This window comes from Hydrogenophaga borbori (assembly GCF_003417535.1).
In the GTDB taxonomy this organism is placed as follows: domain Bacteria; phylum Pseudomonadota; class Gammaproteobacteria; order Burkholderiales; family Burkholderiaceae_C; genus Hydrogenophaga; species Hydrogenophaga borbori.
Window position 1 is genome coordinate 186,916 of the sequence record NZ_QVLS01000003.1, and the last position, 25,682, is coordinate 212,597.

Here is a 25,682-nt window from a genome sequence, read left to right on the forward strand (position 1 = left end):
GACGCCCGTGCGCACAACTTCATGCCAACGGCGAGAAAGCCCTTCCAACACCTAAGGATGCTCGTTGTAAATAGGGCAAACCATTACAAATGTAATCAGACGGTTATCTTCACCACGTGGAATAGGCCCGTCGTCCCGCACGGTGCGGGAGGCACGGGTCCCTTCAGGGCCCGAGACCCCACAACGGAGAAACCATTCCATGAAAAAGAGCCTGATTGCTCTGGCCGCCCTGGCCACCATCAGCGGCGCCGCCATGGCGCAGTCCAGCGTCAGCGTCTACGGCCGCCTTGACGCCTCCCTCGGCTCCGAGAAGGCCGGCGCGTCGGGCGCCGCCCAAAGCCAGTCGCAGATGTCCAGCGGCCTGCTGAGCACCAGCCGCCTGGGCTTCCGCGGCACCGAAGACCTCGGCGGCGGCCTCAAGGCCATCTTCCAGCTCGAGACCACGCTGGGCGTGGACACCGGCGCCGCCTTCGGCGCCGGCTTCGATCGCCAGTCCATCGTCGGCCTGACGGGTGGCTTCGGCGCGGTCAAGCTCGGCCGCACCGAGACCGCGTTCGACGACATCCGCGACATCAGCGTCGGCAGCGCGCTGTGGGATTCGGAGTTCTCGCCGACCAAGATCGCCTACGCCAACAGCGTGGGTGGCGTCGCCGTGGGCCACGTGGCCGACTACTCGTCGCGCAGCAGCAACCAGATCCGCTATGAGTCGCCGAACTTCGGCGGCTTCACCGGCGGCATCAGCTACGGCCTGGACGAGCAAGCCTCGCCGGTCAAGCGCGACGTGACCGCCTTCAACCTGCGCTACCGCAGCGGCCCGCTGGACGTGGGCCTGGGCTACCAGGAACAGAACCACGAGGTGTCGGCCACCAAGCGCGAGTACACCACCCTGGCCGGCGCCTACGACTTCGGCGCCGTGCGCGTCTCCGCCGGCTACAACATGGCCGAGCAGGGCACGCTGGAGTCCAACGGCTTCGTGGTCGGCGCCAACATGCCGATGGGCCCCTGGGACTTCTCGGTGGGCTACGCCTACAACAAGTCCGAGAACGCCGGCGTCGACACCGCCAAGTCCAAGGGCCTGGCCTTCGGCGTGACCTACTCGCTGTCCAAGCGCACCCGCGTGTACGCCGCCTACCTCAATGGCGACGCCGAGAACGGCGCCGGCACCGAGGTCGCCGAGCGCCGCCTGTACGCCGCGGGCATCCGTCACGACTTCTGATCGTGACAGCGGGGCCTCGCGGCCCCGCTCCGGGGCCCTCGGGCCCCTTCCTTTCCAAGGTTTGGTTTTGACAGCCATCGCCCTCGCGGGCGGTGGCTTTTTTCATGGGCGCGGCCTCACGCCGCCATGCCCGGGTTGCCCTTCATGCCCACCAGCGTCGGGGTGTTGATCTTCACGCCCTTGACGACCTTGCGCGCGCGCAGGTGGCCGGCCACGACGTCCCACACCGGCTCGCCCTTGACGCCTTCCTGCACCGAGGCCCAGCCGGCCACCTTGTAGGTCTTGTCGGCCTCCACGGGCTTGCCCTTGAGCCGCATGTTCTGGATGCGCTGCCCCATGCGCTCGTTCGGCGCGATGGCGTACTGCATGCCGCCCACGCGCACCATGTCGCCGCCCTGCTGGTAGTAGGGGTCGGGGTTGAAGATGTTGTCGGCCACGTCTTCCAGGATGTCCTTGATCTGCGCGCCGGTGAACTCGTTGAGCGTGGTCGAGGGGTAGGTGATGGCCGTCTGGTCCATCAGCGCTTCCATGGTGATGGTGTCGCCCGGCAGCAGCGAGGTGCCCCAGCGCACGCCCGGCGAGAAACACAGGTCCGCGCCCTTCACGTCGATCAGCGCGTCGCAGATGACCTGGTCCCAGGAGCCGTTGAAGTTGCCGCGGCGGTAGAGCAGGTCCTCGGTGACGGCCAGCTTCTCTTCCAGCCGGGCCTTGTACGGCGCGCGCACGCCGTCGATGAAGGCCTGCATGTCGGCGTCGGCCGGCAGCAGGTTGGCGAAGATGGGCATGAGCTTGTACTGGTAGCCCTGGACCTTGCCGCCGCGCACGTCGAAGTCGAGCACGCCGAGAAACTTGGTGTTGGAGCCGGCGTTGGTGACCAGGGTCTGGCCGCCGGGGTTCTTCACCACGGTGGGCGCGGGCATGCCGTCGTGCGTGTGGCCGCCCAGGATGGCGTCGATGCCGCTGACGCGCGAGGCCAGCTTCAGGTCCACGTCCATGCCGTTGTGCGAGAGCAGCACCACCACCTGCGCGCCCTTGCCGCGCACCTCGTCCACCATCTTCTGCAGGTGGTCCTCCTGGATGCCGAAGGTCCAGTCGGGCACCATGTAGCGCGGGTTGGCGATGGGCGTGTACGGAAAGGCCTGGCCGATGACGGCGACCGGCACGCCGTTCATTTCGCGGATGGTGTAGGGCTTGAACACCAGGTCCTCGAAGTCGGTGGTCTTGATGTTGTGGGCCAGGAATTCCATGTGGCCCTTCAGGTCCTTCTCGACGATTTCCTGCACGCGCTTGGCGCCGAAGGTGTGCTCCCAGTGCGAGGTCATGATGTCGACGCCGAGCTTCTTGCAGGCGTCGACCATGTCCTGCGCGTTGGTCCACAGCGAGGTGGCCGAGCCCTGCCAGGTGTCGCCGCCGTCCAGCAGCCAGGCGTGCGGGCGGCCCGAGCGCAGCCGCTTGACCAGGGTGGCCAGGTGCGCGAAGCCCCCGACCTTGCCGTAGGTCTTGGCGGCCTGGGCGAAGTCGAGGTAGCTGAAGGCGTGCGCCTGGGCGGTGCCGGGACGGATCTTGAAGTGCTTGAGCAGGGCCTCGCCCACCAGGTGCGGGGCCTTGCCTGCGGCGCCGCCCACGCCCAGGTTCATGCTGGGCTCGCGGAAGTACACCGGCGTGAGCTGTGCGTGGCAGTCGGTGAAGTGCAGGAAGCTGACGTTGCCGAAGCCGGGCACGTCGTACAGGCGCTCGCCGGCGCCGGCGCTGGCGGCGAGGGCGTCGCGGTGGTCGAGCGCCATGCCGGCGGCGCTCGCGGCGGCCAGCAGTTGCATGAATTCACGACGGCTCAGGCTCATGGGGCACTCTCTCTAGAAGCAAATACTGATATTCAAACGCAAAAAAAGCCCGGCGGCCACAGAGGCCGCCGGGCTGCGGGAATCACTTGTTGACGGGCGAGTTCGGGTCGAGCAGCAGCGCCATCACGTGCTTGAGCTGCGTCTCGTTGAGGATGCCCTTGTGGCCCACTCGCGGCATCTGCGAGCAGGCGTTGTAGGCGCGCGCGTTGTAGAGCTTGCCCCAGGTGTACTCGACGATGGCCTTGGAACCCGCGGCGTTCGGGTCGCTCACGCCGCGCAGCTTGCCGTAGTGGTAGAGGCTGGGGCCCAGGGTGCCGAAGGAAATCTCTTCCTTGCTGATCTGGTGGCAGTTGTAGCAGTTGCCCCCGTTGGCCTGCTTCGCGTCGTCGGTCCAGGTCAGGCCACGGCCGCTCTGGGCGATCTTCTCGCCCTCTTTCCAGTCGCCCAGGAACTTGCCATCGGAAGGCCATTTGATGGTCTTCATGCTGGCTTCCTCGACCGCCTTGGCGAGCTTCTCGTCCAGGGGCTTGCCCGAGAGATCGGCTTGCAGGCAGGTGGCGTTGGCCTGGTCCTGCTCCAGGCGATCCAGGGTGGCGATGCCCTTGGCCTGGAAGGAGTTCTTCATCATGTCGGCCGTGGCCTTCTCGACGTCGGCCTGCGAGGGCGGCATCGAGCAGGCGGCGAGCAGCGCGGCCAGCGGCAGGATGGCGAGGATGGTCTTCTTGTTCATCGTGGGTCTCCTCTTCAGCGCTTGATCGCGGGCACGGCCGACTCGGCGCCCTTGGCGTTGACGCCCATGTAGACGCTCAGCGCCAGCGTGGCGTCGCTGCCGAACTTGGGCTCGGGCCAGCGCATCTGGCGGAAGCAGTCGTTCAGGCGCAGCTGCATGCCCCACATCTGCGCGTTGGACACGCGGTAGGCCGGCCAGGCGGCGAAGCCGATGCCGTCGCCCGGGTTCTTGGTGAGGTTGGGCAGGTCCTGCAGGCGGATGCGCTTGTCGTCCGCGCCGTGGCAGGAGGCGCAGGAGAAGTCGTGCGTGCCGCCGCGCGTGAAGAACAGGCGCTTGCCCGTCTCGTACATCATCCTTTCCTGCGGATGCGACTGCGGCAGGTCCATCTTCATGCCCTTGGACGCGGTGGCCACATAGGTGGCGATCGCCGTCACGTTGGCCATTTCCCCACGGCGAAACGGCGTCTTGCGAACCTCGTCGCCCTTGAAGCCCTGCAGGGTTTCCATGCAGGTGATGATGCGACCCTCCAGGTCTTCCACCCGGTTGGTGTCCTTGAAGTAGCGCGGCAGCTCCACGAAGGCGCCCTTGATCACGCCCGGGCCCTTGCCCAGGTCGCACTGCTCCAGCGAGGCGTTCTTCGGCCCACGCTTTTGCTTCCAGAGCTCTTCGCCCTTCATTTCGAACAGTTCGGCGGGGTTGCCGTCCTGCAGCATCTCGCGGTACTTGGCGATGCCGTCGGCCGTGGACGACTGCGCGTGCGCGGCAGCGGCGCCAAGCACCAACGCCGCAAAGGCGATGGCGCGGGAAACAGGTCGCTTCATGGGGAGATCTCCTCTTCTCAGGCGTTGTCGGAAAACCGGCGACCACCCGCCCCGCCCTGGACGGATGGCCGCGTGGGGGGTGCTCAGGCGATCGTCGCCTCGTCGGTGCGCGAATCGCCCTTGTTGTCGCTCCACTTCACGACGATCTTGTCGCCCTTGGCGCCGCCCTTGAACTTGAAGGACAGGAAGGGGTTCTGGGCCACGGCGCCGGTGAACTGCGCCTGCAGCACGGCCTTGCCGTTGTGGGTGCAGTCGACGCTCGTGATGAAGTGGCCGGGGATGAGGTTGCCGGACGCGTCGCGGCGCGTGCCGGGCTCCATGATGTGCGACATGAGCACACGGACGGTGGTTTCGCCGTCGGCAACGGCGGCGCGGATGCGCATCGGATCAGCCATGGGGGACTCCTGTGTACGTTGAATCTCGGAAGGGGTGCGCGGCGATCAGCCGCCGCAGCCGCCCAGCGTGACCTTGGTTTCTTTGGTGGCCGAGTAGAGCTTGCCGTCGGCCTTGACCACGGCGATCACGTTGGAGCTCTGGCCCATCTTCAGGCGCGTGGAGATTTCAGGCAGCGTGCCGGCCGGGATGGTGAAGGCCGCGGCCAGGGGCATCGGGTTCTTCTCGACGATCAGGAAAATCTCGGTGGTGTTGGGCAGCTTGCTCGCGGCACCGATGGGCACCACGGCGCCGTTCTCGGCGATGTCCGGGGCCACCACGCTCACCTGGTCGCTGTTGGCCGGCGTGCCGCCGACGGCCTTGAGGGCGTCGGCCAGGGTCTTGCCCTCGAAGCTGGCGCGCTCCAGCGCGGCCTGCGCCTGGCTCTGGGTGACGATGCCCAGAGAGACCAGGGTGGCGAGGGCACCGGTGGTCTTGAGAGCGTCTCGACGGGTCTGGTTCATGGTTGAACTCCTGTACAAATTCGGGGCGTGAGGGGGTGGGAGTTTACTTATCGGGGGCACCGGCCAGCACCCAGGCGGCCAATAGCCTCAATTCGTCGTCCTTGAGACCGGGCTGGGGCGGCATGGGCACCGGGCCATACAGGCCCGAACCGCCCGACTTGATGCGCGCGGCCACCTTCTCGGGCGCGTCGGCCTGGCCCTTGTGCTTGGCGGCCACATCCTTGAACGCCGGGCCGACCAGCTTGCGGTCGACCGCGTGACAGGCCATGCAGGCGCTCTTGGTCGCCAGGGCCTTGGCGGCCGCCGCGTCCATCGCGTGCGCCGGCAGCGCCGACACGGCCGCGACCGCGGTCGCGGCGGCAATCAACATCTTCATGCTCATAGACTAATGTTTCCTCGTGGGAACGGACAGGGGGAAAACGCGTAGGGGCGGGCCCGGTTCAGCGCGGACCGGCAGCGATCCAGCGCGCGATCGCCTGGGCCTCGGCGTCCTTGAGCTGGGGCTGGGGCGGCATGGGGACGGCGCCGAACACGCCGCTGCCGCCGGCCTTGATCTTGGCGGCCAGGTAGGCTTCCAGATCGGCCTTGCCCTTGTGCTTGGCCAGGATGTCGGTGAAGCCAGGGCCGACGATCTTGTTGCTCACGCCGTGGCAGGCCGTGCAGCCGTTGCCGCTCAGCAGCGCCTTGACGTCCACGCCGCCGGACGCGGCGGGCGCGGCGGCCACCACCACCGGCGCGGGCGCCGGGGCACTGCCCGCCGGCGCGGTCGGCGGCGGCTTGGTGGTGTCGGCGCCGCGCACCGGACCCACCACGCGGTTCTGCTCCTGGATGTTGCCGTGCGCGTCGCGCGCGAAGTCGGGCAGCGCCGAGCGCACCTTGGCCTCGGTCGGGCAGTCCTTCATGCAGGCCACGTTCTTCACGTCGCCCTTGCCGGAGACCTTCCACAGGGGCTCGTAGAACACCAGGCCGTTGCGGTTGGGCAGGCGCTTCTGCACGTCCGCGATGTTCTCGTCCGACAGCGTGTAGTCGGCCGGCACCACGTCGGCCAGGCTCAGCATGTAGGCCAGCACGCCGTAGACCTCGTCGGTCTTGAGCGACTTGGGCGCGTTCCAGGGCATGGCGCGGTTGATGTAGTCCCACAGCGTGGACACCGTGGACGCCTTCATCATCGTGGTGCGCTGCGGGAAGACGCTGCCCAGCTCGAGGTTCTTCACCCGGCCGCGCTCGATGTCGGCCTTGGTGGTGCCGCCGACGAGGGGCGTGAACACCTCATTCGACTCGCCGAAGACGCCGTGGCAGGACGCGCACTTCGCCTCCCACACCTGCTCGCCCAGCGAGACGCTGCCCGCGCCCTTGGGCAGGCCCTTGAAATCGGGCCGCACATCGATGTCCCAGGCCTTGATCTCGGCCGGGGTGGCCTCGCGGCCGAGATCGTGCCAGGGCTGCGCCTGGGCCCAGGCGAGCTGGCTCACCACCAGCGTGAGGGCGCCAACGAAGAACCGGGAAACACCGCGGAGCCGGCTTTGCCGGGCCGCAGCTGTTGCCCCCTTGAGGGGATCGCGCGTCGCGAGGCGGGGGAGTTTCATATCAATACACCTGTACGTTCGACACTTCGCCGTTCTCCGCCACCCGCCACGACTGGATCGCGTTCTGGTGGTAGATCGAGCGCGAGCCACGCACCGCCCTCAGCTGGTTGATCTTGGGTTGCACATAGCCGGTGCTGTCGATGGCCCGGCTTTGCAGCACGGCGGGCTTGCCGTCCCAGACCCAGTCGATGTTGAAGCGCGTGAGCGCCTTGTCCAGCACCGGGCCTTCCAGGCGCGCGGTGCGCCAGTTGCGCCCGCCGTCCACGCTCACGTCCACGCGCTTGATCGAGCCACGGCCCGACCAGGCCAGGCCGCTGACGTTGTAGTAGCCCTTGTCGAGCAGCATCTGCCCGCCCGAGGGCGTGGTGATCACGCTCTTGCACTCCTGGATGCCGGTGTACTGGCGGTGCGTGCCGTCCGGCATGAGGTCGATGTAGTGGATGGTCTCGTCCTTGGTGGCCCACTTCTGGTCGCCCACTTCCAGGCGGCGCAGGTACTTCACCCAGCTCACGCCCTGGATGCCGGGCACCACCAGGCGCAGCGGATAGCCGTTCTCGGGGCGCAGCATCTCGCCGTTCATGGCCCAGGCGACGATGCAGTCTTCCATGGCGCGCTCCATGTCGATGGTGCGCGTCATCGACGAGCCATCGGCGCCCTCGGCCAGCACGTACTTGCCGAGCTTCTTGTCCACGCCGCACATCTCCAGCAGGGTGGACAGGCGCACGCCGGTGAACTCGGAGCAGCTCACCATGCCGTGCGTGTACTGCACGGACGGCAGGGCGACGTTGCCCCACTCGGGCGCCGAGTTCGCGCCGCATTCGATGAAGTGGATGCGCGAGACGCTGGGCAGGCGCATCAGGTCGTCCATGGTGAAGACGCGCGAGCGCTTGACCAGGCCATGCACCATGAGGCGGTGCTGGCTGGGGTCGATGTCCCACCAGCCCTGGTGGTGGCGCTCGAAATGCAGGCCGCTGGGCGTGATGATCCCGAACAGCCCCTGCAGCGGCGTGAAGCTCACCGAGGCCTGCGGCACGCGCGTGAGACCCGGGCTCTGGCGGCGCTGCAGGTTGGCTTCCCACTTGCTCGGCTGGCCATAGGGGTTGTCCGCCACCGGCCGGCCCAGGCCGCGGGTGTGCTCGGGCGTCTTCAGGATGGCGGGGTCGCCTTCGCTCGCGCGCGCGCGAGGGGCGTGGCCCACGGCCACGGCGCCCGCGCCCATGGCCAGCGCCTTGCCCATGAAGCTGCGGCGCGCCTTGCGCGCGGCGTCGAGCTGGTTGGCGTCGAGGTGGTTTTCAGGGGCGGGCAGCACCCGTCCGATGGTGTGTTGCAGTGCGTCCGACACGATGCGTCCGTTCAGGGAGAGATCTCAGGGCCGCGACTATATCGTTAATTGCTGATATTTGGATGCGCGTAAACCCTTGATGCAATTCCCGACCCGCTGGTCTTCAATGCCCCTGTGCGACCCGCGCATACCGGTATCTGTTTTTCGAGGGAGGCCCGCTGCTACAGTTTTGGGTGCGCTTCCATCCCAACCCGCAATCGGAGACGACGATGCAAAGGACAACAAAATGGCTGGCGGCGGCGACCCTGCTCGCTGCCGCCGCCGGGGCCCAGGCCCAGGTCAACCAGATCAAGGTCTGGGCGGCGGCCTGCGCCAACTGCCATGGCACCGACGGCCGGGCCGAGCCCGGCATGATCGCCCTGGCCGGCCGGGACAAGAACGAGCTGCTGCAGCAGCTGCTGGCCTTCAAGAACGGCCAGCGGCCCGCGACCATCATGCACCAGCTGTCCAAGGGCTACAGCGACGAGCAGCTGGCCCAGATCGCCGCGTACTTCGCGGCCCAGAAGAAGTGAGGAGCCCCGCCATGAAACGTCGTCAATTCGTACAGACATTGGGCGCCGGCTCGGCGGTGGCCGGCCTGGGCCTGCTGGCGGGATGCGCCACCGGCGGCGGTGCCGGCCCCAAGGTGGTGGTGGTGGGCGGCGGCTACGGCGGCGCCACGGCCGCCAAGTACCTGCGCCTGTTCTCCGAAGGCCGCGTCGAGGTGACGCTGGTGGAGCCCAACGCCAACTTCGTGTCCTGCCCGCTGAGCAACCTGGTGGTGGGCGGCCACAAGACCCTGGCCGACATCACGGTGTCTTACGACCAGCTGCAGCGCAAGCACGGCGTGAAGCTGGTGCGCGACATGGTCGAGAGCATCGACCCCGACAAGCGCACCGTGAAGCTGGCCAGCGGCGCCACCCTGCCCTACGACCGGCTGATCCTCTCGCCCGGCGTGGACTTCATGCCCACCATCCCCGGCCTGGCCAAGCCCGGGGCGGCCGACAAGATCCTGCACGCCTGGAAGGCCGGCCCGCAAACGGCCGCGCTGCACGACCAGCTCAAGGCCCTGCCGGACGGCGGCACGTACGCGCTGTCGATCCCGCTGGCGCCCTACCGCTGCCCGCCCGGCCCCTACGAGCGCGCCTGCATGGTGGCGAGCTACTTCAAGGTGGCCAAGCCCAAGAGCAAGGTCATCGTCTTCGACGCCAACGACGACATCACCTCCAAGAAGGGCCTGTTCCTCAAGGCCTGGGACGAGCACTACAAGGGCCTCATCGAATACCGCCCCAAGCACAAGGTGGTCGACGTGGACGCCGCCACCAACACCCTGAAGTTCGAGTTCAACGACGACTTCAAGGCCGGCGTGGCCAACGTGCTGCCCGACATGCGCGCCGGCGCCATCGCCGTCAAGAGCGGCCTGGCCACGGCCAACGCGCGCTGGTGCGAGGTGGACTTCCTCACCTTCGAATCGAAGGTGGCCAAGAACATCCACGTGCTGGGCGACGCGATCCAGATCGCGCCGGCCATGCCCAAATCGGGCCACATGGCCAACCAGCACGGCAAGACCTGCGCGGCCGCGGTGGTCTCGCTGCTGATGGGCCAGCAACCGCCGCAAAACCCGCTGTACGCCAACACCTGCTACAGCTTCGTCACCGCCAAGGACGTGGTGCACGTGGCCAGCGTGCACCGCTACGACGCCGCGCAGAAGACCATGCTGACGGTGCCGGGCTCGGGCGGCCTGTCCAGCGCGGCGAGCGAGATCGAAGGCGCCTACGCCCTCGGCTGGGCACGCAACATCTGGGCCGACATGCTGGCCTGATCCGCCAGCCCTCCCAGGAAACAACCCCGCTTCGGCGGGGTTTGTCCTTTCTGGCGGCGCGGGCTTGACCCTGTACCCGCTACAGGGATTTCAATCGGTGGACCGGAGAGCAACCACGATGTCCACCACCCGCCACGAACACGCGAACGACCCCCACGGCCACGATCACGGCCACGGTGGGCACGACCACAAGGAAAGCCACGACCACGACCACGGCCAGGCGCAGGCCTGCTGCGACGGCGCCGCCTGCGCCGCGCCGGTGTCGCTCACCCGCCCCCCGCGCGCCGCCGCGCCCGGTGAGCTGCTGCTGCGCATTCCCGCCATGGACTGCCCGACCGAGGAAGGCGAGATCCGCCGCGCGCTGGAGCGCTTCAGCGAGGTCCGCCGCCTGCACTTCGACCTGCCCGGCCGCACCCTGGGCATCGAGGCGCCCGAAGCGTCCTGGGAACCGCTGGACGCGGCCATCCGCTCGGCCGGCTTCCAGACCGAACGGGTCGCCGCGCCGCCCTCGGCGCAGGCCACCGCGCAATCGCAGCAGCGCGAGCTGTGGCGGCTGGTCGCCGCCCTGGTGGTGGCCCTGCTGTCCGAACTCATCGAATTCTTCGCCCCCGACACCCTGCCCTGGGAACTGCTGGGCATGGGCGTCGCGGCGGGCGCCATCGCGCTGGCCGGCACCTCGGTCTACCGCAAGGGCTGGTCGTCGCTGCGGCGCGGCCAGCTCAACATCAACGCGCTGATGGCGGTGGCCGTCACCGGCGCCTTCCTGATCGGCCAATGGCCCGAGGCGGCCATGGTGATGGCGCTGTACTCGCTGGCCGAGCTGATCGAGGCGCGCTCGGTGGAGCGCGCGCGCAACGCCATCGCCGGCCTGCTGGCCCTGTCGCCGCCCCAGGCGGAGGTGCGCCAGGCCGACGGCCGGTGGGCCCTGGTGGACGCGAAAACGGTGGCCGTGGGCGCCACCGTGCGCATCAAGCCCGGCGAACGCTTCGCGCTCGACGGCCGGGTCACCGCCGGCCACAGCGCGGCCGATCAGTCACCCATCACCGGCGAGAGCATCCCCGTGGACAAGGGCCCGGGCGACGAGGTTTTCGCCGGCACCATCAACCAGCACGGCGCGCTGGAGTTCGAGGTGGGCAAGCCCGCGGGCGACACCGTGCTGGCGCGCATCATCGACGCCGTCGAGCAGGCCCAGTCCAAGCGCGCGCCGACGCAGCGTTTCGTCGACCGCTTCGCGTCCGTCTACACGCCGGCGGTGTTCGCCATCGCGCTCGCCGTGGCGCTGAGCGGCCCGCTGCTGTTCGGCTGGCCCTGGCTGAGCGCCGTCTACAAGGCGCTGGTGCTGCTGGTCATCGCCTGCCCCTGCGCGCTGGTGATCTCCACCCCGGTGACCGTGGTGAGCGGCCTGGCGGCGGCGGCGCGCCGCGGCATCCTCATCAAGGGCGGCGTGTACCTGGAGGAGGCGCGCCGCCTGCGCGTGCTGGCCGTCGACAAGACGGGCACCCTCACCGAGGGCAAGCCGCGCCTGGTGGCGCAGGCCCTGCTGCCGGGCGCGCTGGCGCCCGAGCGGGTGATGGCCATCGCGCGCGGCCTGGCGGCGCGCTCGGACCACCCGGTGTCCAAGGCCATCGCCGTCGGCCTCGAAGGCCCCGCCGCGCCCGTCGAGGCCTTCGCCGCCGAGCCTGGCCGCGGCGTGCGCGGCCAGGTCGAGGGCCAGGCCTACGCGCTGGGCAACCACCGCTGGATGGAAGAGCGCCGGCAGTGCTCGCCCGAGCTGGAGGCGCTGATGCGCGAGCACGAGGCCCAGGGCCGCACCGTCACCCTGCTCGCGGGCGCCCAGGGCGTGCTCGCGCTGTTCGCGGTGGCCGACACCACCAAGGCCAGCAGCCGCGAGGCCATCCAGGCGCTGAACGCGCTGGGCATCGGCACGGTCATGCTCACCGGCGACAACCCGGCCACGGCCCAGGCCATCGCGGCCCAGGTGGGCATCGGCGAGGTGCGCGCCAATCTGCTGCCCCAGGACAAGCTCGAGGCCATCGAGGCCCTGCGCGCCCGGGGCGCCGTGGGCATGGTGGGCGACGGCATCAACGACGGCCCGGCGCTGAGCGCCGCCACCATCGGCTTCGGCATGGGCGGCGCGGGCAGCGACACCGCCATGGAAGCCGCCGACGTCATCGTCATGAACGACGACCTGCGCAAGCTGCCGGAGACGGTGCGCCTGTCCCGGCGCACGCACGCGGTGCTGTGGCAGAACATCGCGCTGGCGCTGGGCATCAAGTTCGTCTTCCTGCTGCTCGCGCTGTTCGACAACGCCACCATGTGGATGGCGGTGTTTGCCGACATGGGCGCCAGCCTGCTGGTGGTGTTCAACGGGCTGCGGCTGCTGCGGGCCAGGGCTCAGTAGCCGAAGAAGACCGCGCTGGAGGTGTCGACGTGGTGACCGCTCAGCAGGAGCTCCTTGCCGTCCCGCGTCATCGCGGTGGCCAGACCGAGCCACTGGTTGCCCAGGGGCGTGGGCGCCTTCAGCCGCGCCTTGAGCACCAGGGGCTGGCTGGCGTCGGGGTTCGCCACGAAGCAGTAGGCCGCACCGGCGTCGGCCGGCGATTCGAGCGGCTGCGCGTCTTCCAGCGCGACCTCCGCCGCCCGCTGCAGGCCCTTGTGCCGGGCGCCGTCCTCGCTGGCCCCGACAAGCAGCTGCGGACCGTTGGCGCTCACCAGCGACACGCTGATGCCGAAGCGGTCGTTCGCGTGCGGCGTGTGCGCCAGCAGGACCGAGTGCTCGCTCCAGGCCGTGCCCTGGCGCCGGTACACGATCACCTGGCCCGCGGCGGAACGGATCGGGCCGCCGTCCTGCGGGTCGTAGCCCTTCTCGGCGTAGCCCACCGCCAGCCAGTCGCCGCCCGCGCCCATCGACACGGCGCCACCAAAGCCCCGGTAGGCGGGGGATGAGGGCGCGGGGTTGGGCGTGACCGGCGAGGACCGGTTGGCCTGCGGCGCAAAACCCGCCGCCAGCGGGTCCGGCTTGGCCGCGCCGGACCAGAGCCAGGCCAAGTCATAGATCAGCACGCCACCGGCCAGCTGCCCGTTGAAGGAGGCGCGCGGCGCGCCCACGGCGACCCGCTGGGCCGACTGGTCCGCCGTGAGGGCCGCACCGAAGAACACACCGGTCGACCCCGGCTGCACCGGCGGCTTGACATAGGCCTTGAAGCTGTACAGATCGCCGCTGGCCGCGTACGCGTACACCGCGCCGCGGTCTTCGGCGCTGCGGTCGTTCAGGGCGTCCGCCTCGGCCGTGCCGTAGCGGTAGGCGCCACCCTCCGCGCCGCCGTCCTCGTTGGGCGCGCCAACGATCAGCTGCCCCTCGTTGCCGATGGCGACCGCGGTGCCGAAGGCGTCCTTCGCCCCGGCATTGGGGGCCTTGATGCGCGCCACCAGGTTCCAGCCGCCGCCGCTGGCGTGGCGGTACACCTGCACCGCGCCCGAATCATTCACCGGCGCCGTGCCCGCGGGCGGGTTGGGGTTGACGCCGTCCAGGGCGGTCGGCGCGTCGTCGCCCGGTACGCCCACCGCGAGCCATTGCCCGTTGGCCGACAGGGCCACACTGGCGCCGAAATGGTCGAGCGCCGCGCCGTTCACCCGCGCCAGCGTGAGCGGCAGCGGCGACCAGGCGGCGCTGTCCACCGCGCGCTCGTACAGCAGCACCATGCCGCGCTCGCCATTGGCGCCCGGCAAGCCCACCGCCAGCACCTGCGCGGTGCCGCGCTGGCCGCTGGCCATGGCGCGCGCCACCTGGGTGCCATCGTCGACGTCGGCGGTGGCGGAGACGATGGCGCTGGCGAGGTCGCCGCTCACCACGGCGGTGCCCCTGCCCAGGGTGCAGCCGCTGGCGCCGCAGGCGGTGACGCGGTACTGGTGGGTGACCGCCTCCGCCAGGCTCAGGTTGGTGAAGGTGATCGAAGGGCCCTGGGACTGCGCCACCTCGGTGAAGCGGTCGGTGCCGTCGAGCGCATCGGCGTCGCGCTCGATGCGGTAGCTGGAGGCGCCCGCGACGGCGGGCCAATCGAGCTTCAGGCCGCGCTGCGGCACGGCCGTGATGCTCAGCGTGAAGCCCGCGGGGCCTCCGGTGCCGGGATCGGGAATCGGCCCCGTGCCCGAGCCGGGCGGCGGTGCCGCCGGTGGCGAACCCGAGGGGGCCGGCGAGGCGGGCGGCGGGGGCGGCGGCGTCGGGGTGCCCGGAGCGGGGCTCGGACTCGGACTCGGACTCGGACTCGGACTCGGACTCTGGCTTGGACTGGGACTGGGCGTGGCGGACGAACCGCCGCCCGATCCCTCGCGGTGCTGGGGGTCGTCCACCCCACCACCACAAGCACTCAGGTACGCCACCGCCATCGCGGCCGCGAACCACTGCATCGAACGACGCCCCATCTGCATTCCTTTTTCCTTGGTTGAGTGGTCGAGAAGGCTCAGTAGCCAAAAAAGATCAGGTTCGGAAAGCGCGCGCGCGGGTCGCCGTCGTAGGCACCGCTCAACAGGGATTCGTTGCCGTCCTGTGTCAGCGCCGTGGCCTGGCCGAGCCACTGCTGGTTTTGCGGATCGGGCGACTTCAGGCGCGCCTTCAGCACCAGCGGCTGACCGGGGTCGCTGGCATTGCCCACGAAGCAGTAGGCCGCGCCGGCTTCCGCCGGCGATGCGATGTCCACGGGCACGATGTCCGCCGCGCGCATCAGGCCCTGGTGCGGGGCACCGTCTTCGGGCGTGCCGACCAGCAGCTGGGGCCCGTTGGCGCCATTGACCAGGGCCAGGCTGGAGCCGAAGCGGTCGTTGGCGCGCGGGGCCGGCGCCACCGGCGAGGAATGCCAGGTCCAGGCGTTGTTCTGGAACCGGTACACGGCCACCTGGCCCGCGTTCGCGGGCAGGGTCTGCCCGGTCTGCGGCACCAGGCCACCCTTCTCGGCGTAGCCGGCGGCCAGCCAGTTGCCGTCGGCGCTCATGGACAGGGCGCCGCCCAGGCCGCGGTAGGCGGGGGACAAAGGGCTGGTGCTGGCATCCACGCGGCGATCGCCCCCGGGGCCGACGGTTTGCAGCAGGTTCCACCGCGTCCAGGGAGGATCGGATGGCGGGGCCCACGACACGCTGTAGAACGCCACCCCCCCGGCGAGCGCGCCGTCGTAGGACGCGCGGGGCGCGCCCACGGCCACCCGCTGCCCGGTCGCGTCCATGGCGAGCGCGGCACCGAAGTACATCGACGACTGGGACGCATCGGTGACCAGGGGTTTCACATAGGCGTCAAAGGCATAGCCCTGCGCGGTGTTCGCGTAGGCGTACACCGCGCCCCGGTCCTGGATATTGGTGGGGCCATCGCCCAGTTCGGGTGAGTCGGCGGAGGATGGCTGGTACACGCCCGGGTCCGCCGCGCTGTCCTCGTTGGGCGCGCCCACGAGCAGGTGGCCCTGGTCGCTGATGGCCACGGCGGTGCCGAAGGCGTCGCCCGCCCCCGCGTTGAGGGCCTTGAAGCGGGCATGCGGTGTCCAGCCCTGGCCCGCCACGTACTGGTAGACCTGCACCGCGCCCGAATCCTGCACCTCGCGCGCCAGCGCCGAGGGCTGGGGGTTGACGCCCGTGCCCGCAGTGGCATGGTCGTCGCCCGGCACGCCCACCGCGAGCCAGAGCCCATGGGGCGACAGGGCCACGCTGGCGCCGAAGAAGTCACCCAAGGCCGCCTGCGGCAGCGACAGGGTCTGGACCTCGGTCCAGGCCCCGCCCTGCGGCAGGCGTTCGTAAACCTTGACCAGGCCCATGCCTTGGTTCGCCCCTGGCAGGCCCACGGCCAGCACATGCCGCACGACGTCCTGGTCGCGCAGGGCCGTGGCCATCACGCGCGCCCGGTTGCCGCCGGAGTCGTCCACCGGGTTGGACACGCTGTCGATCGAGGCGGCCAGGTCGCCACTCACCGTGGCGAAGGCCGTGGCCAGGGTGGTGCCGTTGTCCGCCAACGCGCGGATGCGGTACCGGTGGTTCATGGCCTCGACGAGGCGCAGGTCGGTGAAGGTGTGCGACTGCGTCGGCGCCGCGGCGCCGGCCACGGCCGTCGAACCGAAGTTGTCGACACCGTCGGTGGCGTCGACGTCCCGGTCGATCCGGTAGTTGAAAGCGCCTGTGACCGCGGTCCAATCGAGCTTCAGGCCGCGCTGGGGCGCGGCCGTGATCGTCAAGGTGAAGGGGGTGGCGCCCGCACCAGAGCCGGGGTCGGGAATGGGCGCGCTGCCCGAACCCGGCGGCGGCGCGGCCGGCGGTGTGCCGGCGGGCGGTGGTGCGGGGACGGGGGCCGGGGATGGCGCCGGTGCAGGCGATGGGGATGGCGATGGCGCGGGGCTGCCGCCCGGGGCCGGGCTGGGGCTTGTACTGGGGCTCGCGGAGTTGCCCGATCCGCCACTGGGGCCGGCATCGCCCCCACCGCCCCCGCACGCGGTCACGGACACCAGCGCCATCGCCGCCGCGAACCACCCCATCGATCGACGCACCGTCTGCATGCCGCGCTCCCCAGGAAGCCGGGCCCGGGCACGCCCCCGCGGAAACGGCCGGGACGCGACCGGGCGGGCCCGCCACCCGGTCAGTCCACAAGGTAGCCAGCCGGGGCGCCCACGGGTATCCGCAGCCCGCCCGAGACCGCCCCGGCTGGACGGCCGACGGCACTATGGTCAGAGGCCCTGCTGGTCGGGTTCTTCGGCCCGCACAGGCGTGGCCTGCGCCAGGGCCAGCCACACGCCCAGCGGCAGCTGCGGCACCGCGCGGCGCGGCGCCTCGCGGCGCAGCTCCCAGCCACCGGCGGTGCCGGCGTCCACCAGCACGCCGCAGTCCTCGGGCACGTCGCGCTCGTCGCCCACGGGTCGGCCCTTGGCGTCGCGGCCCAGCACGTACCAGACCGCGCCCGCCATGCCCAGGTAGGCCGCGCGCTTGTCGGCCTTGCGCAGGTCGGACAGCAGGTCGGCGCGGCTCACCTTGATCTCGTGTACCACGGGCTCCAGCCAGTCGGCGCGCGAGCTGCGGCGGATCGAGTACACGTCCGGGCAGGCCACCACCCAGTCGCTGGCCAGCGGTGCGCCCTCGCGCGGCAGCGGCGCGCGCAGCGCCAGCCCGCACCAGGCCAGCCGGCCCGCGCGCGCCTGCTCCAGCGCCACGCGCTGCACCAGCGCCTCGTGCGCCGACAGCGCCGCGCGGTTGCGCGCGTAAATGCGCGCCAGCAAGGCGATGCCCTCGTCGCTCACGCGCAGGTGCTCGCGGCCCACGCCGTCGAAACAGCGCTGCAGGCAACCGGCCGCGATCAGCTCGACCTCGATGGCATCGTGGCAGGGCCAGCCGGCCGAGCGGTGCATCTCGCGCAGGCGCTGGTGGTGGCGCCGGGTCAGGGGCAGCGGCAGTGGCAACGGGGAAGGCTCGCTCACCGCGCCATTGTCCTTCCTGTCCTTCCGTATCATCCCCGCTCCGTGTCCGCCGAACCCGTCCCCGAGCCCCTGCGCGTCGCCGTGCGGCGCCTGTGCGACTTCGCGGCGCGCGCGGGCGACCTCGACCACCGCTTCACGCCTGCACCCAGCGCCTTCGAGGGCATCGCGGGCCACGCCAGCGTGGCCGCGCGCCGCCCCGCGCACTACCAGCGCGAGCGCACGCTCTCGGGCCTGTGCGAGGGCCTGCTGCTGCAGGGCCGAGCCGACGGCTACGACCCCCAGGCCCGCCGCCTCGACGAAACCAAGACCCACCGCGGCGACCCGGCCCTCATCGCGCCCAACCGCCAGGCCCTGCACTGGGCGCAGGCCCAGGTCTACGGCTGGCTGCTGTGCGAAGCCGAGGGCCTGGCATCGATCGAACTCGCGCTGGTCTACTACGACATCGACAGCGGCCATGAAACGGTGCACACGCGCCAGGCCACGCGCGAGGCCCTGCAGGCCTTCACGCAAGGCCTGTGCGCGCGCTACCGCGACTGGGCGCGGCAGGAAGCCGCGCACCGCCGCGCGCGCGACGCTGCGCTGGCCGCCACGCCCTTTCCCTTCCGCGACTACCGCGCCGGCCAGCGCGAACTCACCGAGGCGGTGTTTCGCGCCCAGCGCGCGGGCCGCCACCTGCTGGCGCAGGCGCCCACCGGCATCGGCAAGACCGTGGCCACGCTCTTCGGTGCGCTGCGCGCCATGCCGCTGGTGCGCAGCGACCAGCTGCTGGTGCTCACGCCCAAGACCACCGGCCGCGCCATCGCCCTCGACGGCCTGCGCCGGCTGAAGGCCCAGCCGCTGCGCGTGCTGGAGCGCCTGGCGCGCGAAAAGGCCTGCGAGCACCCCGACAAGGCCTGCCACGGCGAGTCCTGCCCGCTCGCGCAGGGCTTCTACGACCGCCTGGACGGTGCGCGCCAGGCCGCCGTGCGGCGCGCCTGGCTGGACCGCGAGGCCCTGCGCGACATCGCGCTGGCGCACCGCATCTGCCCCTACTACCTCGCCCAGGAAATGCAGCGCTGGGCCGACGTGGTGGTGGGCGACGTGAACCACTGGTTCGACCTCAGCGCCCAGGCCTGGTCGCTCGCCCAGGCCGAGGGCTGGCGCGTGCAGCTGCTGCTCGACGAAGCCCACAACCTCGCCGAGCGCGCGCGCGCCATGTACAGCGCCGAGCTGGACCCGCTGCGCTTCGGCGCCTGGCGCGCGCAGGCACCGCAGGCGCTGAAATCCAGCCTGGACGCGGTGCACCGCGCCTGGGGCGCGCTGGCCCTGGACGGGCCCGGCACCACCACGCTCGACGACGCCCTGCCCGCCGCCTTCATGGCCACCCTGGGCCGCCACGCCGCCACCCTCAGCGACTTCATGGCGCGCCACCCGCAGGCCGCCGCCACGCTGCAGCCTTGGCTGTTCGAGGCCCTGCACTTCCTGCGCGTGGCCGAGCGCTTCGGCGCGCATTCGGTGGTGGAGCGATCGCCCGGCCCGCCCGCGCGGCGCGGCAAGCCGCGCCCGCGCCTGGCGCTGCGCTGCCTGCTGCCGGCCGAGCTGCTCGCACCGCGCTGGGCCGGCGCGCACGCGGCCACGCTGTTCTCGGCCACGCTGGCGCCCATGGCGCATACCCAGCGCCTGCTCGGCCTGCCCGACCCCGTGGCGCGGCTCGACGTGGCCTCGCCCTTCGATCCGGCGCAGTGGTCGGTGCGCGTGGCGCACGGCCTGTCCACACGCTGGGCCGACCGCGCGCGCACCCTGCCGCGCCTGGTGGACGAACTTGGCGCGCACTACCGCGCGCACCCGGGCAACCACCTGGCCTTCTTCAGCAGCTTCGACTACCTCACGCAGGCGCTGGAGGCGTTTCGCGCCGTCCTGCCTGACGTGCCCGTGTGGTCCCAGTCGCGCAGCATGGACGAGGCCGCGCGAGAGGCCTTCATCGCGCGCTTCGTCGAAGGGGGTCGGGGCATGGGCTTCGCGGTGCTGGGCGGCGTGTTCGGCGAGGGCATCGACCTGCCCGGCTCGCGCCTGGTGGGCGTGAGCATCGCCACCCTGGGCCTGCCGCCGCCCGACCCCTTGAGCGAGGCCCTGCGCGAGCGCCTGCAGCGGGCCGGCGCCCAGGGCTGGGCCGACGCCTACCTTTACCCCGGCCTGCACAAGGTGGTGCAGGCCGCCGGCCGCCTGATCCGCACGCCCGAGGACCGCGGCACGCTGCTGCTGCTCGACGAGCGCTTCGCCAGCCCCGAGGTGCGCGCGCTGCTGCCGCCTTGGTGGGGCGTGGCCTGAAGCGGTCGCGGATCAGCCGTCCAGGCGCGCGTCGGGCGCTTCGGCATCGTCCGGCGGCAGCGGGGTCACCCGCACGCGCGCGATGCGCCGGCCGTCCAGTTCCACCACCTCGAAGCGCCAGCCCGCGCCGTCCACGTGCTGCCCCTGGTGCAGCAGCTCGCCGGCCATGGAGTGCATCAGCCCCGCCACGGTGGCGTAGCGGCCCCGGTCCTCGTCGGGCAGCGCGTCGATCTCCAGCCTCGACTTCAGCTCGGCCACCGGCATCGCGCCGTCCACCTGCCAGCTGCCGTCCTCGCAAGGGTGCGCCCAGGCGTCCACCGGCTGCTCGGGCGAGAGCTCGCCCGTGATCGCCTCCAGCATGTCCAGCGGCGTCAGCAGGCCCTGCACCACGCCGTACTCGTCCACCACGAAGGCCATGCGCGTGGCCCGCGCGCGGAACTGCTCCAGCAGTTCCATGCCGGTGAGCGTCTCGGGCACGAACACCGCCGGCTGCGCGAGCGGGCCCACCGGCCCCCGCTCGCCCCCGGCCTGCAGGGCCAGCAGGCGCGGCACGTGGATCACGCCCACCACGTCCTCCAGCCCGCCGCGGCACACCGGGTACCAGGAGTGCCCCGAGGCCGCGGCCTGGCGCACCGCGTCGTCCACGCCGATCGCCGCATCCAGCCATTCGATGTCCGAGGCCCGCACCATGATGGAGGTGAGCAGGCGCTCGTCCAGGCCGAACACGTTGCGCACCATGCGGTGCTCCTGCGCTTCGATGATGCCGGCGTCCACGCCCTCGGCCAGGCTGGCCTGGATCTCTTCTTCCGTGACCACCTGCGCGGCGCTGTTGTCCACGCGCAGGGCCTTCAGCACCCCCTGGGTGGTGTGCGTCAGCAACCACACGAAGGGCTTGGCGCCGCGCGCCACGGCCGCCATGGGCCGCGAGACCCAGCGCGCCACGGCCTCGGGGTAGAGCTGGCCGATGCGCTTGGGCACCAGTTCACCGAACACGATGGTGATGAAGGTGATGACCGTGACCACCAGCGCCGTGGCCAGCACGCCGGCCACGCTGCCCTTGAGGCCCAGCGACTGGAACCACAGGCCCAGGTCGTCGCTGAACGCCGCCTCGCCCACGATGCCGTTGAGCATGCCGATGGAAGTGATGCCCACCTGCACCGAGGACAGGAATTGCGTGGGGTTGTCGAGCAGGTCGAGCGCGGTGCGCGCGCCCTTGTCGCCGGCCTCGGCCATGGCCGCCAGGCGGGCCTTGCGGCTGGACGCCAGCGCGAGCTCGGACATCGCAAAAGCGCCGTTGAGCAGCGTCAGGAAAACGATGAGGACGGTATCCATGGCAGGGGGGGTACCCATAATCGGGCGATGGCAATTTATCTCATCGGCGATGTGCAGGGCTGTGACGAGCCCCTGGGCCGCCTGCTCGAGCTCGTGGACTTCTCGCCCAGCCGGGACCGCCTCGTGGTGCTGGGCGACCTCATCAACCGCGGCCCCGCCTCGCTCGCCGCGCTGCGCCGGCTGATCGCGCTCGGCGGCAGCGGCCAGTGCCTGCTGGGCAACCACGACCTGCACCTGCTCGCGGTCTCGCAGGGCGTGCGCCGGCCGCACCGCGTGGACACCATCGGCGACATCCTGGCCGCGACCGACCGCGAAGCCCTGCTCGACTGGCTGCGCCAGCGCCCCCTGGCCCTGATGGAGCGGGGCTGGCTGCTGGTGCACGCCGGCGTGCTGCCGCAGTGGGACGCGGCCGAGGCGCTGCAGCTCGCGCACGAGGTGGAAACCGTGCTGCAGTCCCCCGACTGGGGCGGCTTCCTGCACCAGATGTACGGCAACCAGCCCGCGCGCTGGCACGAGGCCCTGCAGGGCAGCGACCGCCTGCGCGTGATCGTCAACGCCTTCACGCGGCTGCGCTTCTGCACGCCCGAGGGCGAGATGGAGTTCGAGACCAAGGACGGCGCGGGCGCCGCGCCCGAGGGCCATCTGCCCTGGTTCGAGGTGCCCGGCCGCCGCACCGCGGACACTCCCGTGGCCTTCGGCCATTGGTCCACCCTGCGCGGCGTGCACCGGCCGCACCTGCTGGCGCTGGACACGGGCTGCGTATGGGGCGGCTGCCTCACGGCCGCACGGTTGGGTGCGTCGCCGGATGAGCTGGAGCGCTTCGAGGTGAAGTGTCCCCAGGCGCAGCGCCCGGGGCGGTGAGGGCCCGGTCCGGTCAGGACGCGGCCGGCGGCGGCGGCGCGCTGGACTTGAACAGCGCCGGCACCTTGCGCCGCTGCTTGATGTTGGGCGACAGGCCCTTGGGCGCGTTCGCGCGCTGCGCGGTTTCCCACTGCGGCGGCGTGTCGCCGGCCGGCTTGGCCTCGTAAGGCTGGTCGAAGAAGGGGTCGGCCGGCGCGCGCGCCACACGCGGGGCCGGCGCACGGGCGCCGCGCGATTCACGCGGTTCACGGGCCTCGCGGTTGTCGCGGCCTTCGCGCCCCGACTCCTCGCGCTGCCAGGCGCGCTGGCCGTCGTTGAAGCGGCCCGCGGGGCGGCGGTCCTGCTCCAGCTCCAGCGCCTCGATCTCCAGCTTCTTGCCCAGCAGCTTTTCCAGTTCGCCCACCAGGCGCGCGTCGCGGCCCGAGACGAAGGACACCGCCAGGCCGGAGGCGCCCGCGCGGCCGGTGCGGCCGATGCGGTGCACGTAGTCCTCGGCGTTGAACGGGATATCGAAGTTGAACACCGCCGGCACGTCCTTGATGTCGAGTCCGCGCGCGGCCACGTCGGTACAGACGAGCAGGTCGACGTTGCCCTGCTTGAAGGCGTCGAGTGCCTTCAGGCGCTCGTCCTGGCTCTTGTCGCCGTGCAGCGCGGCGGTGTTCAGGCCGTCGCGCTCGAGCGAGCGCGCCAGGCGCGCGCAGCCGAGCTTGCTGTTGACGAAAACGAAGGCCTGCTTGAGCCCGCGCTCGCGCAGGATCTGGCGCAGCGTGCCGCGCTTGTCGTCGTCGTCGACGCGGTAGAAGTGCTGCTCGACCGTGGAGGCCGTGGCGTTGGAACGCGCCACCTCCACCGTGATGGGGTCCTGCAGGTAGCTGCTGGCCAGGCGCTTGATCTCGGGCGAGAAGGTGGCCGAGAACAGCAGCGTGGTGCGTTGCTTGGGCAGGTAGCTCAGGATGCGCTGCAGGTCGGGCAGGAAGCCGATGTCGAGCATGCGGTCGGCCTCGTCGAGCACCACGTACTCGACCTGATTGAGCACGCAGTTCTTGGCCTCGATATGGTCCAGCAGGCGCCCCGGCGTGGCCACCAGCACCTCCACGCCCTTCTTCAGCTCCAGGGTCTGGGGCTTCATGTCCATGCCGCCGAACACCACGGTGCTGCGCAGCTGCGTGTACTTGGCGTAGAGCTTGACCTGCTCGGCCACCTGGTCGGCCAGCTCGCGCGTGGGCAGCAGCACCAGGGCGCGCACGGGGTGGCGCGCGGGCGAGGTGGAGGCGTTCTCGTGCTTGAGCAGGCGCTGCAGCAGCGGCAGGGAGAAGGCGGCGGTTTTGCCGGTGCCGGTCTGGGCCGCGCCCATCACGTCGCGACCGGTGAGCACCTGAGGGATGGCCTGCGCCTGGATGGGCGTCATGGTCTCGTAGCCCATTTCGGCCACGGCCTTCGCGAGCGCGGGCGCGAGGTTGAGTTCGGAGAAGCTTTGGGTCATGTCGGGAGCGCCGGGGTGGCGGTAAGCCCTCTATTGTCGCACCCGCGCTACAACCCCGCCCGGTACCCATCCAGAGGTGCCACGGAACCGGCTTTGCCGGGCCGTCGGCGCCGCCCCCTTGAGGGGGTCGCGCGAAGCGCGGCGGGGGTGCTCAAAGTGATGCCGCCTTGAAGGTGTCGCAGGCACGCACATCGCCCGTCTGCAGGCCCTTCTGGAACCAGCGCTGGCGCTGGTCGCTGGTGCCATGGGTGAAGCTGTCGGGCACCACGTGGCCCTGGCTCTTCTTCTGCAGCGCGTCGTCGCCGATGGCCGCCGCCGCATTGAGCGCCTCCTCGACGTCGCCGGGCTCGAGGATCTGGCCCTGCTGGTGGTTGTGGTTCGCCCAGATGCCCGCGAAGCAATCGGCCTGCAGCTCCAGGCGCACCGACAGCGCGTTGTACTCGCGCTCGCTCATGCGCGCGCGGGCCTTCTCCATCTGGTCGGTGATGCCCATGAGGTTCTGCACGTGGTGGCCCACCTCGTGGGCGATCACGTAGGCCTGGGCGAAGTCGCCGGGTGCGCCGAGCTGGCGGCGCAGGGTGTCGTAGAAGCTGAGGTCGATGTAGACCTTCTGGTCCGCCGGGCAGTAGAACGGCCCCATGGCCGACTGCCCGGTGCCGCAGGCCGTGGGCGTGGCGCCGCGGAACAGCACCAGGCGCGGCTTCTGGTACTGGGCGTTGGCGGCCTGGAAGATCGCGCCCCAGGCGTCCTCGGTGCCGCCGAGCACGGCGGCCACGAAGCGGCCCGACTCGTCGCTCGGCGCGCCGGCCTGGCCCTGCGGCGCCTCCATGGGCGCGGGGGCCTGCAGGCCCCCGCCGTCCAGGGCACCCAGGATGGTGAGCGGGTTGATCCCGAACACCCAGCCGGCCACCAGCGCGATGGCGATCGTGCCGAGGCCGATGCCCCGGCCGCCGCCGATGCGCGGCAGGCGCCCCCCTCCGCCCGGGCTGTCGCGCCGGTCCTCGATCTGGTCCGACTGCCGGTTGTTTTCCCATTTCATCGCCAAGCTCCTTCACCCGCCGCGCGGGCCTGCTCGCGATGGTACGGCCAGCGGCCGCGAATCAGGCCTTGGGCAGGGTCACGCCCACCTGGCCCTGGTACTTGCCGCCCCGGTCCTTGTAGGACACGTCGCAGACCTCGTCGCTTTCGAAGAACAGCACCTGGGCGCAGCCCTCGCCCGCGTAGATCTTGGCCGGCAGCGGCGTGGTGTTGCTGAATTCCAGCGTCACGTAGCCCTCCCACTCGGGCTCGAAGGGCGTGACGTTGACGATGATCCCGCAGCGCGCGTAGGTGCTTTTGCCCAGGCAGATGGTGAGCACGTTGCGCGGGATGCGGAAGTACTCCAGCGTGCGCGCCAGGGCGAAGCTGTTGGGCGGGATGACGCAGACGTCCTTGTTGACGTCGACGAAGCTGTTCTCGTCGAAGTTCTTCGGGTCCACCACCGTGCTGTGGATGTTGGTGAACACCTTGAATTCGGGCGCGCAGCGGATGTCGTAGCCGTAGCTGCTGGTGCCGTAGCTGATGACGCGCTTGCCGTCGACCTGGCGGACCTGCCCGGGCTCGAAGGGTTCGATCAGGCCGTGCTGCTCGGCCATGCGGCGGATCCACTTGTCGCTCTTGATGCTCATGGGCGGCGATTGTAGGCAGCGCCCCCACCGCTTTCCTCAGCCATTTTTCTCCACTCATTTGCGAATAGTTCGCATTTGTGTTTATCATGCCGGCATGCCATCCGTGAAGCCCGCCACCCCCCTCCCGCCATCGACGCCTGCGCCCGTGCCCTCGCCCGTGCCCTCGCCCGTGCCCTCGCCCGTGCCCTCGCCGGTGCCCGCGGCGCAGGTGCAGTTCGGCCAGCTGAGCGGTGGCCGGCGCGACGTGTTCATCGAACACGACGGCCAGCACTACAAGCTGAGCCTGACCGCACTGAACAAGCTGATCCTCACCAAATAGGTTCCACCGGTGCGCCGCGGCGCGCGCCTTCCGCTACCAGC

At 70.7% G+C, this 25,682-nt stretch carries 22 protein-coding genes; 7 read left to right on the forward strand and 15 right to left on the reverse strand.

What is annotated here, in order from left to right; all coding sequences use genetic code 11:
* The first annotated feature begins 199 nt into the window (after positions 1–199).
* A complete protein-coding gene (locus tag DY262_RS06650) occupies positions 200–1,216 on the forward strand; it encodes a porin (protein WP_116958172.1) in 1,017 nt (338 codons plus the stop codon).
* A 116-nt stretch (positions 1,217–1,332) separates the two neighbouring features.
* Here DY262_RS06650 and soxB read toward each other — a convergent pair whose 3' ends face one another.
* From soxB to soxC, 8 genes are all read right to left on the reverse strand, one after another.
* The gene (soxB, locus tag DY262_RS06655) at positions 1,333–3,057 is read right to left on the reverse strand and encodes a thiosulfohydrolase SoxB (protein WP_116958173.1); all 1,725 of its coding nucleotides are present in this window, start codon (positions 3,055–3,057) and stop codon (positions 1,333–1,335) included.
* A gap of 82 nt (positions 3,058–3,139) precedes the next feature.
* Entirely contained in the window at positions 3,140–3,787 is a 648-nt protein-coding gene (gene soxX / locus DY262_RS06660) for a sulfur oxidation c-type cytochrome SoxX (protein ID WP_116958174.1), read from the reverse strand.
* Positions 3,788–3,801: 14 nt separating this feature from the next.
* On the reverse strand, positions 3,802–4,608 hold the full coding sequence (soxA, locus tag DY262_RS06665; protein ID WP_116958175.1) for a sulfur oxidation c-type cytochrome SoxA: 807 nt from the start codon (positions 4,606–4,608) through the stop codon (positions 3,802–3,804).
* A gap of 83 nt (positions 4,609–4,691) precedes the next feature.
* Positions 4,692–5,003 (reverse strand): thiosulfate oxidation carrier complex protein SoxZ, encoded by a 312-nt coding sequence (gene soxZ / locus DY262_RS06670; protein ID WP_116958176.1) that lies wholly within the window; start codon positions 5,001–5,003, stop codon positions 4,692–4,694.
* A 45-nt stretch (positions 5,004–5,048) separates the two neighbouring features.
* Positions 5,049–5,504: a thiosulfate oxidation carrier protein SoxY gene (gene soxY, locus DY262_RS06675; protein WP_116958177.1), complete on the reverse strand. Its 456-nt coding sequence runs from the start codon at positions 5,502–5,504 to the stop codon at positions 5,049–5,051.
* Positions 5,505–5,547: 43 nt separating this feature from the next.
* Positions 5,548–5,880: a c-type cytochrome gene (locus DY262_RS06680; protein ID WP_070399214.1), complete on the reverse strand. Its 333-nt coding sequence runs from the start codon at positions 5,878–5,880 to the stop codon at positions 5,548–5,550.
* Positions 5,881–5,944: 64 nt separating this feature from the next.
* A complete protein-coding gene (locus tag DY262_RS06685; protein WP_116958178.1) occupies positions 5,945–7,090 on the reverse strand; it encodes a c-type cytochrome in 1,146 nt (381 codons plus the stop codon).
* A gap of 1 nt (position 7,091) precedes the next feature.
* Positions 7,092–8,432: a sulfite dehydrogenase gene (gene soxC, locus DY262_RS06690; RefSeq protein ID WP_116958179.1), complete on the reverse strand. Its 1,341-nt coding sequence runs from the start codon at positions 8,430–8,432 to the stop codon at positions 7,092–7,094.
* A gap of 209 nt (positions 8,433–8,641) precedes the next feature.
* On the opposite strand from soxC, the gene DY262_RS06695 reads away from it, so the two are divergent.
* From DY262_RS06695 to DY262_RS06705, 3 genes are all read left to right on the forward strand, one after another.
* Complete coding sequence (locus DY262_RS06695; protein ID WP_116958180.1) at positions 8,642–8,944, forward strand: c-type cytochrome; 303 nt, start codon at positions 8,642–8,644, stop codon at positions 8,942–8,944.
* Between the two features lie 11 nt (positions 8,945–8,955).
* Positions 8,956–10,233, forward strand: coding sequence for an NAD(P)/FAD-dependent oxidoreductase (locus DY262_RS06700; RefSeq protein ID WP_116958181.1), 1,278 nt, complete (start codon positions 8,956–8,958; stop codon positions 10,231–10,233).
* 118 nt (positions 10,234–10,351) lie between these two features.
* Entirely contained in the window at positions 10,352–12,634 is a 2,283-nt protein-coding gene (locus DY262_RS06705; protein ID WP_245980850.1) for a heavy metal translocating P-type ATPase, read from the forward strand.
* On the opposite strand, the gene DY262_RS06710 is transcribed toward DY262_RS06705, so the two are convergent.
* From DY262_RS06710 to DY262_RS06725, 3 genes are all read right to left on the reverse strand, one after another.
* Positions 12,628–14,316, reverse strand: a complete 1,689-nt coding sequence (locus DY262_RS06710) for a hypothetical protein (RefSeq protein ID WP_116958182.1) — start codon at positions 14,314–14,316, stop codon at positions 12,628–12,630. The two genes, DY262_RS06705 and DY262_RS06710, sit on opposite strands and share 7 nt — an antisense overlap.
* 377 nt (positions 14,317–14,693) lie before the next feature.
* Positions 14,694–16,442, reverse strand: coding sequence for a hypothetical protein (locus DY262_RS06715; RefSeq protein WP_116958183.1), 1,749 nt, complete (start codon positions 16,440–16,442; stop codon positions 14,694–14,696).
* Positions 16,443–16,928: 486 nt separating this feature from the next.
* Positions 16,929–17,672 (reverse strand): hypothetical protein, encoded by a 744-nt coding sequence (locus DY262_RS06725; protein ID WP_245980852.1) that lies wholly within the window; start codon positions 17,670–17,672, stop codon positions 16,929–16,931.
* 42 nt (positions 17,673–17,714) lie between these two features.
* Between DY262_RS06725 and DY262_RS06730 the strand changes: the two genes are divergently transcribed.
* Positions 17,715–19,979 (forward strand): ATP-dependent DNA helicase, encoded by a 2,265-nt coding sequence (locus tag DY262_RS06730; RefSeq protein WP_116958184.1) that lies wholly within the window; start codon positions 17,715–17,717, stop codon positions 19,977–19,979.
* 12 nt (positions 19,980–19,991) lie between these two features.
* Here DY262_RS06730 and DY262_RS06735 read toward each other — a convergent pair whose 3' ends face one another.
* Entirely contained in the window at positions 19,992–21,311 is a 1,320-nt protein-coding gene (locus DY262_RS06735; RefSeq protein WP_116958185.1) for a hemolysin family protein, read from the reverse strand.
* 27 nt (positions 21,312–21,338) lie between these two features.
* Here DY262_RS06735 and DY262_RS06740 point away from each other — a divergent pair, with 27 nt between their 5' ends.
* The gene (locus DY262_RS06740; protein ID WP_116958186.1) at positions 21,339–22,172 is read left to right on the forward strand and encodes a symmetrical bis(5'-nucleosyl)-tetraphosphatase; all 834 of its coding nucleotides are present in this window, start codon (positions 21,339–21,341) and stop codon (positions 22,170–22,172) included.
* Between the two features lie 13 nt (positions 22,173–22,185).
* On the opposite strand, the gene DY262_RS06745 is transcribed toward DY262_RS06740, so the two are convergent.
* The 3 genes from DY262_RS06745 to dcd form a co-directional block, all read right to left on the reverse strand.
* Positions 22,186–23,655 (reverse strand): DEAD/DEAH box helicase, encoded by a 1,470-nt coding sequence (locus tag DY262_RS06745; protein ID WP_116958187.1) that lies wholly within the window; start codon positions 23,653–23,655, stop codon positions 22,186–22,188.
* Between the two features lie 151 nt (positions 23,656–23,806).
* Complete coding sequence (ypfJ, locus tag DY262_RS06750) at positions 23,807–24,694, reverse strand: KPN_02809 family neutral zinc metallopeptidase (RefSeq protein WP_116958188.1); 888 nt, start codon at positions 24,692–24,694, stop codon at positions 23,807–23,809.
* A 61-nt stretch (positions 24,695–24,755) separates the two neighbouring features.
* Positions 24,756–25,322, reverse strand: coding sequence for a dCTP deaminase (dcd, locus tag DY262_RS06755; protein ID WP_070398958.1), 567 nt, complete (start codon positions 25,320–25,322; stop codon positions 24,756–24,758).
* A 145-nt stretch (positions 25,323–25,467) separates the two neighbouring features.
* On the opposite strand from dcd, the gene hemP reads away from it, so the two are divergent.
* A complete protein-coding gene (hemP, locus tag DY262_RS21760; RefSeq protein WP_245980859.1) occupies positions 25,468–25,641 on the forward strand; it encodes a hemin uptake protein HemP in 174 nt (57 codons plus the stop codon).
* Positions 25,642–25,682 lie beyond the last annotated feature (41 nt).

What these genes read in the sequence shown, in the direction of transcription:
- dcd (WP_070398958.1), bottom strand. Translation starts at nt 25,322, where the DNA reads ATGAGCATCAAGAGCGACAAGTGGATCCGCCGCATGGCCGAGCAGCAC.
- DY262_RS06705 (WP_245980850.1), top strand. Translation starts at nt 10,352, where the DNA reads ATGTCCACCACCCGCCACGAACACGCGAACGACCCCCACGGCCACGAT.
- DY262_RS06745 (WP_116958187.1), bottom strand. Translation starts at nt 23,655, where the DNA reads ATGACCCAAAGCTTCTCCGAACTCAACCTCGCGCCCGCGCTCGCGAAG.
- soxA (WP_116958175.1), bottom strand. Translation starts at nt 4,608, where the DNA reads ATGAAGCGACCTGTTTCCCGCGCCATCGCCTTTGCGGCGTTGGTGCTT.
- DY262_RS06680 (WP_070399214.1), bottom strand. Translation starts at nt 5,880, where the DNA reads ATGAAGATGTTGATTGCCGCCGCGACCGCGGTCGCGGCCGTGTCGGCG.
- ypfJ (WP_116958188.1), bottom strand. Translation starts at nt 24,694, where the DNA reads ATGAAATGGGAAAACAACCGGCAGTCGGACCAGATCGAGGACCGGCGC.
- soxY (WP_116958177.1), bottom strand. Translation starts at nt 5,504, where the DNA reads ATGAACCAGACCCGTCGAGACGCTCTCAAGACCACCGGTGCCCTCGCC.
- soxB (WP_116958173.1), bottom strand. Translation starts at nt 3,057, where the DNA reads ATGAGCCTGAGCCGTCGTGAATTCATGCAACTGCTGGCCGCCGCGAGC.
- soxZ (WP_116958176.1), bottom strand. Translation starts at nt 5,003, where the DNA reads ATGGCTGATCCGATGCGCATCCGCGCCGCCGTTGCCGACGGCGAAACC.
- DY262_RS06700 (WP_116958181.1), top strand. Translation starts at nt 8,956, where the DNA reads ATGAAACGTCGTCAATTCGTACAGACATTGGGCGCCGGCTCGGCGGTG.
- DY262_RS06650 (WP_116958172.1), top strand. Translation starts at nt 200, where the DNA reads ATGAAAAAGAGCCTGATTGCTCTGGCCGCCCTGGCCACCATCAGCGGC.
- DY262_RS06735 (WP_116958185.1), bottom strand. Translation starts at nt 21,311, where the DNA reads ATGGATACCGTCCTCATCGTTTTCCTGACGCTGCTCAACGGCGCTTTT.
- DY262_RS06695 (WP_116958180.1), top strand. Translation starts at nt 8,642, where the DNA reads ATGCAAAGGACAACAAAATGGCTGGCGGCGGCGACCCTGCTCGCTGCC.
- soxX (WP_116958174.1), bottom strand. Translation starts at nt 3,787, where the DNA reads ATGAACAAGAAGACCATCCTCGCCATCCTGCCGCTGGCCGCGCTGCTC.
- DY262_RS06685 (WP_116958178.1), bottom strand. Translation starts at nt 7,090, where the DNA reads ATGAAACTCCCCCGCCTCGCGACGCGCGATCCCCTCAAGGGGGCAACA.
- DY262_RS06740 (WP_116958186.1), top strand. Translation starts at nt 21,339, where the DNA reads ATGGCAATTTATCTCATCGGCGATGTGCAGGGCTGTGACGAGCCCCTG.